The 12,266-nt window shown below is 54.6% G+C and carries 9 protein-coding genes; 6 read left to right on the top strand and 3 right to left on the bottom strand.

Features of this window, described 5'->3' with window-relative positions:
* Positions 1–84: 84 nt before the first annotated feature.
* Both pntB and AC4FIC_RS13130 read right to left on the bottom strand, forming a co-directional pair.
* The gene (pntB, locus tag AC4FIC_RS13135; RefSeq protein WP_100256810.1) at positions 85–1,470 is read right to left on the bottom strand and encodes a Re/Si-specific NAD(P)(+) transhydrogenase subunit beta; all 1,386 of its coding nucleotides are present in this window, start codon (positions 1,468–1,470) and stop codon (positions 85–87) included.
* Entirely contained in the window at positions 1,470–3,032 is a 1,563-nt protein-coding gene (locus tag AC4FIC_RS13130; protein WP_193437337.1) for a Re/Si-specific NAD(P)(+) transhydrogenase subunit alpha, read from the bottom strand. The genes pntB and AC4FIC_RS13130 overlap by 1 nt, the downstream gene beginning before the upstream one ends.
* 507 nt (positions 3,033–3,539) lie before the next feature.
* On the opposite strand from AC4FIC_RS13130, the gene AC4FIC_RS13125 reads away from it, so the two are divergent.
* The 6 genes from AC4FIC_RS13125 (at position 3,540) to AC4FIC_RS13100 (ending at position 11,859) form a co-directional block, all read left to right on the top strand.
* Complete coding sequence (locus AC4FIC_RS13125; protein ID WP_100256812.1) at positions 3,540–4,634, top strand: TRAP transporter substrate-binding protein; 1,095 nt, start codon at positions 3,540–3,542, stop codon at positions 4,632–4,634.
* A 124-nt stretch (positions 4,635–4,758) separates the two neighbouring features.
* Positions 4,759–5,784: a TRAP transporter small permease subunit gene (locus AC4FIC_RS13120; RefSeq protein WP_227003784.1), complete on the top strand. Its 1,026-nt coding sequence runs from the start codon at positions 4,759–4,761 to the stop codon at positions 5,782–5,784.
* 15 nt (positions 5,785–5,799) lie between these two features.
* A complete protein-coding gene (locus tag AC4FIC_RS13115; RefSeq protein ID WP_488093641.1) occupies positions 5,800–8,463 on the top strand; it encodes a TRAP transporter large permease subunit in 2,664 nt (887 codons plus the stop codon).
* Positions 8,464–8,608: 145 nt separating this feature from the next.
* The gene (locus AC4FIC_RS13110) at positions 8,609–9,196 is read left to right on the top strand and encodes a 1-acyl-sn-glycerol-3-phosphate acyltransferase (RefSeq protein WP_287420541.1); all 588 of its coding nucleotides are present in this window, start codon (positions 8,609–8,611) and stop codon (positions 9,194–9,196) included.
* 4 nt (positions 9,197–9,200) lie between these two features.
* Entirely contained in the window at positions 9,201–10,223 is a 1,023-nt protein-coding gene (locus tag AC4FIC_RS13105) for a CobW family GTP-binding protein (protein ID WP_273284977.1), read from the top strand.
* A 232-nt stretch (positions 10,224–10,455) separates the two neighbouring features.
* Positions 10,456–11,859: an MFS transporter gene (locus AC4FIC_RS13100; protein WP_273284980.1), complete on the top strand. Its 1,404-nt coding sequence runs from the start codon at positions 10,456–10,458 to the stop codon at positions 11,857–11,859.
* A gap of 47 nt (positions 11,860–11,906) precedes the next feature.
* On the opposite strand, the gene AC4FIC_RS13095 is transcribed toward AC4FIC_RS13100, so the two are convergent.
* On the bottom strand, positions 11,907–12,266 hold a 360-nt coding region (locus AC4FIC_RS13095; RefSeq protein ID WP_476195080.1), incomplete at its 5' end, for a thioredoxin domain-containing protein.

Genomic DNA, 12,266 nt, shown 5'->3' with positions numbered 1-12,266 from the left:
GCTGTTAGGCGGGCCGTTAGGTGTCATTTAGCGCACAAAAAAAAGCCGGCATTTGCCGGTTTTTTTGTTTTCGGGCGGCTCAGCCTAGAGGTTGGCGAGCACCTTCTGCACACTTTCCTTGGCATCGCCAAACAACATGGCCGAGTTCTCTTTGAAAAAGAGTGGATTTTGCACGCCGGCGTAGCCAGAGGCCATGGATCGTTTCAAGACAATGCATTTTTTCGCCTTCCAAACTTCCAACACCGGCATACCGGCGATCGGCGAGTTGGGCTTTTCAATGGCATCGGGATTAACGATGTCGTTGGCGCCGATGACCATAACCACATCGGTACTGGGCAAGTCAGGATTGATCTCATCCATTTCCAGTACCAGGTCATAGGGCACATTGGCTTCGGCCAATAACACGTTCATATGGCCCGGCAAGCGACCGGCGACCGGATGGATGGCAAAACGCACCGTTTTGCCTTGCTTGCGCAGGCGTTCGGTCATCTCCGCGACGGCCTGTTGGGCGGCGGCGACGGCCATGCCGAAACCGGGCGTAATTACGATGGTGTCGGCGTCCTTAAGCCATTCTGCGGCCTCTTCATGGCTCACCGTATTGGCTTCACCGTATTCTTCATCGGCGATTATCTCACCGCCGCCATTGCCGAAGCCGCCGAGGATCACGCTGATAAAGGAGCGATTCATCGCCTTGCACATGATGTAGCTGAGGATCGCGCCCGACGAGCCCACCAAGGCACCGGTAATGATCAGCAGATCGTTGCCGAGCATAAAGCCGGTGGCGGCAGCCGCCCAGCCAGAATAGCTGTTGAGCATCGAGACCACCACGGGCATATCCGCGCCGCCGATCGCCGCGACCAGATGGATACCCATCAGGCCGGCAATCAGGGTCATGGCCAACAATATCGGAATAGCGTTGACGCTGTGTGCGTCGCGCACAAAGATAATCATTAAGACAATCGAGGCGATTAAGGCAATGGCGTTGAGACCATGGCGGAATGGCAACATCAACGGCTTGCCCGAGAGGGTGCCCTGCAGTTTACCCCAGGCGACCCAGGAACCGGTGAGGGTGATGGCGCCAATAAAGATTCCCAGGAAGATTTCGGTGTTGTGGATAACGGCTTCGGCGCCGACATGCATGGAGCGCGGATCGAGCACGCCGCCCCAGCCAATCAGCACGGCGGCCAGGCCGACAAAGCTATGCAGCATAGCAACCAGCTGCGGCATGCCGGTCATCTCGACGCGCATTGCCAGCCACAGCCCGATCGCGGTGCCAATCAGCATGGCCGGAACCAGCAGGGTGTAGACCGTGACATCGGGCGAAGCAATGGTCGCCAGGACGGCGATGGCCATACCGGTCATACCATAGACATTACCGCGCCGTGCGGTTTCTTGGGAACTCAGGCCGTTCAGCGAGAGAATGAAAAAGATACCGGCCAGCAAGTAGGCCATCGAATATAAACCGGTCATTATTTGACCTCCCGGCGAAACATATTGAGCATGCGACGGGTGACAAAGAAGCCGCCCGCAATATTGATACTGGCAAACAGGATGCCAATGCCGGCGAGGATGGTGACCAGGTTCGAACCGCTACCGGAGACCTGCAGCAGGCTGCCGATCACGACGATACCGGAAATCGCATTGGTGACACTCATCAAGGGTGTGTGCAACGAGTGACTGACGTTCCAGACCACCTGCCAGCCGACAAAGATGGCCAAGACAAAGACGGTAAAGTGACCCATGAAATCAGCCGGAGCGACTTGGCCCAAACCGAGCATCAGGGCCCCGGCGATAAGCCAATAGAGCACGATGGGCTGTGCTTTTTTGACTTTTTCGACTCCCGGTGCCGCGGGTGCCGCAGCCGGTTTGGCCGGGGCGGCGGACAGTTGCGGCGCCGGTGGCGGCCAGAGAATGTCCTTCTCATGGGCGACGGTGCAGCCACGGGTAATCTCATCGGCCAGATCGATATTCAGTAAGCCGTCTTTATTCGGACACAGATGGCCGATCAGGCTGAACACGTTATTGCTCAGCAGGGTGCTGGCCTGGTTCGCTGCGCGCGCGGCCAGATTGGTGTATCCGATGATTTTAACTTCATGGGCGATAACAATCTCATCTTTCACCGTGCATTCGCAGTTGCCGCCATTGGGCGCGGCCAGATCGACCACAACCGAACCCGGCTTCATCGCCTTGACCATGGCTTCGGTAATTAGCTTTGGCGCCGGACGACCGGGGATCAGTGCTGTGGTGATGATTATGTCGACTTCTTTAGCCTGCTCCAGAAAGAGCGCCATCTCGGCATCGATAAAGGCCTGTGACATCTGTTTGGCGTAGCCACCGGTGCCAGCACCGTCTTCCTCTATCTCGACAGTGAGGAATTCTCCGCCCATCGATTGAACCTGTTCTTTCACTTCTATACGGGTGTCAAAGGCGCGCACGATGGCGCCTAAGCTCTTGGCCGCACCCAATGCCGATAGGCCGGCCACGCCGGCACCAATCACCAACACCTTGGCCGGTGGCACCTTGCCCGCGGCGGTAATCTGGCCGGTAAAGAAGCGGCCAAAGCTGTGTGCCGCCTCTATCACGGCACGATAACCGGCGATATTGGCCATGGAGCTAAGCACATCCATTTTCTGTGCGCGTGAGATGCGCGGGATGGCATCGAGCGAGAGGGCGCTGATACCCTGAGTCTTGAATTGTTCGAGCAACTCAGGGTTCTGCGCCGGGGCGAGAAAGGAGATCCAGGCCTTATTCGGCGCGAGCATCGCCAGTTCCGACTGCCCCGTCTTGGGGTGGTTGGCGACCGGGCCATTGATTTTTAGAATCAGATCGGCGCTCTTATAGAGCGCAGCGACATCGGTTTCAATGCTGGCACCGGCTTGGCGATAATCGTCATCGGAAAACTGGGAGGCAACACCTGCACCACTTTCCAGCGTGACAGTAAAGCCGAGTTCGGTCAGTTTTTTAGCGGTCACCGGGCTTACCGGTACTCGGGTTTCCCCCGGATTCGTATCGATAGGCACTGCAATGTTCAATGGCATAGTGTTTCCCAATCAGAATAAGTCAGCAAAATTTTGCGCCATGGACGCCCAAAGCTTGGCATCTGATGGTGCGTGTTGTCTGGCCGGATGATGTAGACGGCCCAATACCTTCATTTGGTAACCATATAAGGACGTTGTAAACAAAGATAGCAATATGACCTTATCGGGCCTGTGAAGGACCTTATCGGGCCTGTGAAGGCTTTAATCACAAGAATATCAGCTTTTGATCGATCGCGCGCCACCGGAATGGAGCTAACTAAAAGTCATAAAATAGTACTACCCAGTAAAATAGTGCTGTTAAAGCACGGCTGAGTTGTCTAGATTAGTCGAGTCGCCAAAAACAATACCAATATAGGCGCAGTTATAGATCAGTCTAGATCCGCTCAAACTTTGGTTGGCTGTCATATCACAGCTAAAACAAGAATAAAGATCCAATACGCTTGCTCGGGCGTGCAGTGACTGCACCCACGGGAAACTATAGCGATCAACCAGGAGATATAAATGAAAAGACGTGAAGTGATCAAAAAAGGTTTGGTTGGTGCAGGCACCGTTGCCGCCGCCACAGCCATTTCCGCGCCAGCGATGGCAGCAGAACGCATTGAAATTACCATGGTATCCACTTGGCCACGCGATTTCCCCGGGCTGGGTACAGGCGCGCAGCGTTTTGCTCAACGTTTGTCTGATATGACCGACGGCCGTATCACCGCTAAGTATTTCGCCGCGGGCGAGCGTGTTGGTGCATTCGACGTATTTGATGAAGTGGCTTCTGGCAATGCTCAGATGTACCACGGCGCAGAATACTACTTTACCGGCAAACACCCCGGTTTTGGTTACTTCACCTCTGTTCCTTTCGGTCTAACGGCAACAGAAATGAATGCTTGGATGCGTTTTGGTGGCGGTCAAGAACTGTGGGATGAGCTCTCAGCCGGATTCGGTCTGAAAGGCCTAATGTGCGGTAATACTGGCGTGCAGATGGGTGGTTGGTTCCGTAAGGAAATGAAGACTGCAGCCGATTTCAAAGGCTTAAAAATGCGTATGCCTGGTTTGGGTGGCTCTGTACTGGCTAAGATGGGCGGTTCTCCGGTCTCTTTACCCGGCGGTCAAATCTACGAAAACCTGGTTTCTGGCGCGATCGATGCCACTGAGTGGGTTGGACCGTGGAACGACGAAATCATGAAGCTTTACGAAGCCGCCAAGTACTACTACTACCCAGGTTTCCATGAGCCAGGCTCTATGCTCAGCGTGCAGATGAACAAGAAGTGGTGGGATGCCCTATCAAAGGCCGATCAGACCATTATCGAAGCTGCCGCCTCGATGGAAAATGAAGTGATGTTTGCCGAGTTCAACGCTAAGAACGGTTCTGCTCTGGAGCGTTTGTTGAACCAGCAAGGCGTGCAACTGCGTAACTTCTCTGAAGACACTTACGATGCGTTTGGTGAAGCGTCGGAAGAAGTTTTCGACGAAGTTCAGAAACATGATGAACTGGCCAAACGTATTCACGAGAGTTTTGTTAAGTCTCGTCGTGAGATTGGTGCCTGGAACAACATTTCTGATACTGCCTATGTGGCTCAGCGTAACCGCGTATTGGGACTCTAGTACCGGTAACCAGCACAGGCTTGCCTCCGGGTAAGTCCGTCGCCTGAAATTCGAGCGTCACCGGGTCAACCCGAGTGGCGCTTTATTTTAAAAAACTCAACCGATTCAAATACTTGGTGATTCTGTGGATATTGAAGCTGTCATTGCTCAACCCATCACGTCGACCTATCGGCGCTTAAATTGGGTGATCCGTACCATTGGCTATTCGATGGTTTTTATTACCCTGATCTACCTGATTAACAATTACCTCATCGTGTGGCGCGAATGGCCCGGTGTGGTGCAATATTTTCTCAACCAGAGCGAAGCGACCCAAAACCAGGGTCTGCTGGCGTGGTTGCAGCTTTTGTCTTATTTGGCTGTGGTCCCCATTGCGTTGTATCGTATGGTCACGACTCCCGCTCACCGAATGATCGATGACAGTCAGCGCTTGTCAGACTGGTCTGCCTACCTCATCCGCGTCGCCTTCTGGTCAGTCGTGCTTATCGGACTGTTCGATGGCCTATTGTCGTGGATGCGAGTCGAAGATCTGCTGCTCCCAGTCTTTGGCCAAGAACTGGCTTCTAACCTAGGCAAGTCGATTTTTCGCGGTAGCTATGTGCATTACCCGCTAATCCTGGTCAGCATGCTAATGGCCTACCGCATCAAGACCGTGTCAATGTCTTGGTTGGCGTTGCTGGTGGTTTTTGCCGAGTTATGGATCGTGGTCGCGCGCTTTATCTTTTCCTATGAACAGACCCTGATGGGTGATCTGGTGCGCTTCTGGTATGCCGGTCTGTTTTTGTTTGCCAGCGCCTATACCCTCAAAGAGGAGGGGCATGTTCGGGTCGATGTAATATTTGCCGGCAAGTCGGTGCAATATAAGGCTTGGGTCAATTCCCTCGGCGTGCTGGTGCTCGGTCTGCCCCTGTGCTGGGTCATCTTGACCCTCGGCATGTGGGATAGCACCAGTATTATCAACAGCCCCTTGGCCAGCTTTGAGATTTCCCAATCCGGCTATGGCTTGTTTATTAAATACCTAATGGCCGGCTTCTTGGTGGTGTTTGCGGTATCAATGATCCTGCAGTTTTGCAGCTATCTGTTAAAAAATGTCGCCATTCTAGTTGGTGAAGTTGAAGTGATCCAAGACCAACACGACGATGTGATGGCTTAAAGGTAGAGGTAACCCATGGAACTGTTGTTTTTAACCATTCTCGTCTGTCTAATGGTCGGCGCATTAATTTCCGGATTTCCGGTCGCCTTCGCATTACCAGGCTCCGCCATCTTGGCGATCTCGCTCGCGGCCTTGTGTGGCTGGCTGTTCGCCGGTGACTCCTCGGCTTACTTTGCCGATGGCGGTCCCACGCAGTGGTTGTCTGCCGGGGTCACGAACTTTCGCAGTCTCTATTGGGAAGTCGAACGCGACACCCTGATCGCCATTCCGCTGTTTATTTTCATGGGCATCATGTTGCAACGCTCGCGCATCGCCGAAGATCTGTTGGTGGCTATGGCGCAATTGTTCGGTCCGGTCCCTGGCGGCCTTGGCATTTCGGTAGTATTGGTGGGCGCGCTGTTGGCGGCCACGACCGGTATCGTTGGCGCCACCGTGGTCGCCATGGGTATGATTTCCTTACCCGCTATGTTGCGCAATAAGTACGATACCTCGCTTGCAACCGGTACTATCTGTGCCTCCGGTACGCTGGGGCAGATTATCCCGCCCTCTATCGTACTGATTATTCTTGCCGACCAACTGTCCTCAGCCGCCGATCAAGCCTCGACCATGCGCGCGACTGAATACCGCGAGATTACCGGCGAGTTCTCCATGCCCTCCCATCTCGATGTGGTCTCAGCCAGTGCCGGCGATATGTTTATGGGCGCGATTATCCCCGGCCTGATGCTGGTTGGTATCTATATCCTGTACATCCTAATTACCGCAATTCTGAAGCCTAACTTGGCACCGCCGGTACCCTATGATGGCGCCTACGATCGCCAGTTTTTGTGGAACGTGCTCAAGGCCTTAGTGCCGCCATTGGCGTTGATTTTTATTGTGCTCGGGTCCATCTTGGGCGGTGTCGCAACTGTTAATCAGGCCGGCGCCATCGGTGCCGTGGGCGCCATCTTGATGGGCGGTTACCGTATTTTTAAAGGCGATCGCCACGTTTATACCCCGGCCTTGCTCGGCGTCCTTGCGGTCATCGGCATCGTCCTGGTGCTCAGTGTTTGGTCGATCAATGTCAAAAACCTCACCAGTCCTGGCGAAGTGTTTGGCTTTATTTTGGCCGTTTGCCTGACCATCGTGCTCTTTGTCTCCATCGGTTGGAGTACTTGGCGCGTGTTTAAAACCGATAACACCCTGAATGAGGTCATGACCGAAACCGTTAAGACCACCAGCATGGTGTTTGTGATCCTGATCGGTGCCGCCATGTTGACCGCTGCTTTCCGTGCCTTTGGCGGTGAAGAGTTGGTCCGCCATGCGCTGACCAGTTTGCCGGGCGGTTTTTGGACCCAGTTTATCGTCGTGATGTTGGTGATTTTCTTGCTCGGGTTCTTCCTCGACTTTATCGAAATTGCCGTTGTGGTCGTGCCACTGGTTGCGCCCATCTTGTTGGCCGCACCGGATGCCAACATATCCGCCGTTTGGTTGGGCGTGATGATTGGCCTGAATATGCAGACCTCCTTCTTGACACCGCCCTTTGGTTTCGCGCTGTTCTATTTACGCGGCGTGGCACCCAAGGTGGTTAAGACACTCGATATCTATAAGGGCGTGGTGCCCTTTATCGGCCTGCAACTGCTGGCGCTATTAATTGTCGGTCTGATCCCGCCCTTAGTGAACTATTTACCGAATCGTATTTACCTCACTTCGGAGAACGCACCGCCGCCGCTTAATCCGAAGTTGCAGCAGTGTCTGGAGCGCAACGTCTTTGCCAATTACCAACGCAACGAAGGCGTTATTCTGGCCGCGATCGATACCATGGCCAGAGTCGATATGTCCGCCTTGCCGGAAGATATGCAAAACGCGTTGGCAACGGCTCTGACCCAAAGCAGCGGAACCTTTGCATTGGTCGATTCAGTGAACCTGGCCAGCGCGGTGATCGATCAGGCCTCGGTAGCCTTCGGTCCATTGCACATTCAGGTTCGGGGTATCGAATCTGATATTCGCAAGCTGCGCACTGAGATTAAAGTTCACGAAGACCTAATCGACGAAGCGCGCTTCGATACCAGCATCTCGGCAGGTGATATCGCCGCAGCGGAAGCGTCGGTGGCGGTGCTCAATGAGGACATTATGCAGTTAAATGCCAATATCCCGCTGTCTTGGGAAGCCGAAAATGCCGCCTATCAAATCCTCTTAAGCGATCTGCAGAAAGCCCAGCGCGCCTATCGCAATCATGTCGATAATGCTTATCGACCGATTCAAGAGGCCATTGATCTGTTAGCCAATCCGGAAAGCTTGGCTACATTGGCGCAAAAAATTGAGCGCATCGATGCTATGGTGATGAACAACGATGCCGATACCGCGATGGATTTGATCAAAGAACTGTCTGCTGAAATTGGCGAGGTCACCGGGGCCGATCAGGTTGGTGTTTTGGTCAATAAAGCCCGCCGTGCCCTCCGAGGCTCTGCGCCGGATCAGGCCAAAGCGCTAGACTTCAAAGATCAGGCGCTCGCGCAGTTGGCGGCCGATCTGACTTGGATGCGCCAGGCCAATCAGCAGGTTTTACCGGGCCTGAAGGTACTGGAACAAAACCTGAATGACACCATCGGGGTGCGCTTACAGCCACGCTTGTCCGAAAAACTGGCCCTGTCGGTTGCGGCCTGTCAATCGGTGCATGAGGATGTTTCGCTGAGTTTCTAGCCCACTGGCACGTCGCAACCCCACTTCTAGGCTTAGTTTTTAGGCCCGGGAGCGGGGTTTTTTTGTGCTCAGTCGCTGGCCATTACCTGCGCTGCGCTTTATCCGCTACACTGCCGGGCTGAGCGATAAAAAGAGGAGTTAACCTTTGTTGTATATACCGCCGTTACCGGATAATTGGGATTCTTTTGGCAACCGCTTTACCCGCTGGTTGGGTCGAACGCTGTTTGGCGCGCTGGGCTGGTCTTTTGCCGGCGAGCTGCCGAATCAACCCAAGCTGATGTTTGTGGTGGCCCCCCACACCAGCAATTGGGATTTCTTTATTGGCCTGTTTGGCATGCTGGCGATCGGCTTTAAGGGCCGTTGGTTGGGCAAGCATTCGCTCTTTGTCTGGCCGATAAAGGGCCTGATGACCCGTTTGGGTGGCATACCAGTATACCGCCACGCGCCCCGAGGCATGGTTGAGCAGGTTGTCGATCAATATCAACAGCACGCGCGTTTGCATTTGGCCGTCACCCCGGAAGGCACTCGGGCCAAAGTCGGCAAGTTTAAGAATGGTTTCCTGCGCATCGCCATTGGCGCTGCGATACCAATCGCCCCGGTTGGCTTCGATTATCGCGAGAAGAAAATCGTGTTCGGCGAGCTGTTCTACCCGACCGGCGATCTGATCCAGGATGAGCGGACCTGTTATCAATACTTCACCCGCTTTACCGCCAAATACCCGCAGAACTATTAGCCCTATGCTGAAGCAGATTCCGACCCATCTGATTACCGGTTTTTTAGGTGCTGGCAAGACCACCCTGCTACAACATTGGTTGGCCCAAAAGCCCGCGCACGAGCGCTGGGCCATATTGGTCAATGAGTTTGGTGCTATCGGTTTGGATGCTGCGCTGCTTAGCGGTGCCACTGAGCAGTCCGATACCAAAACCGATGATGTGTTTATCCAAGAGGTCGCCGGTGGTTGTCTCTGCTGTGCTGCCGGCGTGCCGCTGACCGTTGCCCTGAATCGCTTACTCAAACGCGCGCAACCGGATCGTTTCTTTATCGAGCCGACCGGACTGGGTCATCCCAAGGCGGTGTTGGCGGTGTTAACGGGACCTTTGTATCAGGGGGTGCTGGACGTGCAACAGACCGTGACCCTAGTCGATGCCCGCCTGATCAAAGATTCACGCTATAGCGAGCACCCAACCTTTCGCCAGCAATTGGCGATTGCGGACCGAGTTGTGGCCAGCAAGGCAGACCAATATCAGGGCACAGAATTTGCGGATTTGACGGCGTTTTTGAGCGCCAATTTTCCCAAATTGGCCGCGCCGATGCGTTCTAGTGCAGAACAGCCGGTCAGCTTGGCGCAGCTACTGGCGGACGGAACCGACGCGCCAGTCGTCGCACATTCAGCGCCGGCGCTAACCATTGCTCAACCCCGGATAAATCTGCCCTTGGGCCCAGCCCCAGGTGACTGGGTTTGTTTGCAAAATAGCAGCGCGGGCCATTACAGCATCGGTTGGCAATTTTTGCCGACTGATCGGTTTGACCCATCGGCTCTGATTGCGCTGATTGATGAGGTGCGCCCAATTCGTGTTAAGGCCTGGATCAATACCGCAGTGGGCTCCTTGCAGATCAATCGGACCCTCGGCGCCGAAACCGAAACCGAAACTGAATCAGAGGCGCCCGGCCAATCAGTCAATCGACTGGAACTGATCCTTGACCGAGCACTTGACGCAGCCCCGCTCACCACCCGGTTACGAGCTTGCTTGCTTAGCTAGCTCACTGTAACGGGCCCTAGCTCAGCCGATATAAGATCACTCGAACGCACGCTTTACAGCATTGCGACAACTAACTCGGTTGATTCGTCGCCCGTGCCCTAAACTGCTATTTCCTCTTGCTTGCAGCGCCTATAGGCCTATATTCCAGCTCCGAAACTGTGATTTATCAATGGGATGCGATCGACCGTTTGCATTGGTGCCGATCGATTCCAACAGAAGGAAGCCATCCATCGTGCCTGTCCCTGGACCCCTGAACCGAGCTGGCAAGGCGCAATTGCGCAAGAGCCTAACCCTATCCCAACGGGAGAGTTTTGCCTCGGCCTTAATGACCGGCAGTTTTGACCAATACGTCAACGCCTTCGCGGTATTTTTAGGGGCTACCTCGGTTCAGATCGGTTGGCTCACCGCCTTGCCGCAGCTGCTCGGTGGGCTGTTCCAGTTGATTGCGGTTTGGTTCGGTCAATGGGTGCATCGCCATCGACTGATCTTTATCAGCGCCGCGGTGCAGTCTATGGCCTTGGTGTTGGTGGCGCTGTTGGCGATCCCGAATCTGTTCGATAAACCCATTAGCACGCTGTTGTTGGCGTTGGCGGTTTACCATACCTGTGCCAACCTGATTCTGCCGCATTGGCGCGCCTGGATGGGGCAGCTGGTGCCCGATGCGATGCGTGGTCGGTTCTTCGGCCGGCGCAGTCGTATTGCCATGCTGACCTCTTTCTTGGCGTTCTTGGGCGGTGGCCTGCTGCTCACCGGCAGCCAGTCGCTGGGCCTAACCTGGCTGGGTTTTAGCGCGCTCTTTAGTGTGGCCGCCTTTGGCCGTGGCGCCTCAACTGTGCTGCTCGCCAAGATGCACGACAGCCATGAGCAGCCGACCCTGGGGGAGCGGCACAGCTTGGCGCAATCGTTACGCCATCTCTACCAATTGTGGGACGACCGTGAGTTTCGCCGCTTCAGTCTGTTTATGGCCGGTATGCAGTGTTTTGTGGCGCTGTCGGGGCCGTTTTTTGCCATTTATATGCTGCGCGACCTGCAGTTCACCTATACCCAGTTTACCCTCAGTACCGGCAGTTCGATTCTGGTGCAATTTTTGATGCTGCCTTTTTGGGGCAAGGTGTGTGATCGCAAGGGTAATCGTTATGTTATGGCGATCTGCGCCAGCATTATTCCGGCCCTGCCGGTGTTGTGGCTGTTTTCCGATAACTATCTGTATTTGATTTCAGTGCAGGCGATGGGTGGTTTGGCCTGGAGCGGTTTTACTCTAGCCAGTTCGAACTACCTCTACGATCAGAAACCGCGTCACCTGCATTTTGCCAGCTATTCGGCGTTGCACTCCTCGGTGGGTGCCCTGGCGGTCTGTCTCGGTGCCTTGGCTGGCGGCTATATTATTCACTGGTTACCGGCGGATTTTTCGTTGGCGGGAATACGGGTACATATTGAACGGCCGATCGCGGTGATCTTTATCCTGTCATCGTTGATGCGGTTATTGGTCGTACTCTGGTACATCCCCGGAGCGCCAGAGCTGCGAGTGAGTGAGCGGGGTAGGGTGCGTGACTTGATGATTCGGGTTGCCCGTTTCACGCCGATCTCCGGTGTGGTGTTCGATGTGGTCAACCGGCGTCGCAACGACACCGATTAACCGGGCCAAGCACTGGGTCGTTTAAACGGCCAGCGCCAAGCGCGTTACTAGACCGGTCCGGTATATTCACCCCGGGCTGGATAGTTATTTTTGATCGCAAAATCCACGGCACCGAGCAGCTCACTGAAATGGGGGCGGACAAAAGGCATGGTATTGACCGAGCCAAAAAACAGCGATTGATCTGGATTGACTAGAAATAGGCCCGGTTCAGAAAACAACGCCGGTTCTTCGATGCCGATCGAGGTGGTACCGCGCGAGGTGGAGATATACAGACCCCAGTCTCGCGCATCGGCCAGGCTCAGGCCATAGGCAACACGCAAGTTCTCGGCAGATATTTTTTTCGCCATATCTTGCGCCCGTTCCATCCCATCGGAGCTGATAGCAACGGTATTGATGCCGCGTTCGGC

The sequence above is a fragment of the Reinekea sp. genome (genome assembly GCF_982785585.1).
The sequence above is the reverse complement of the archived record's forward strand: the minus strand, read 5'-3'. Positions and strand labels throughout refer to the sequence as shown.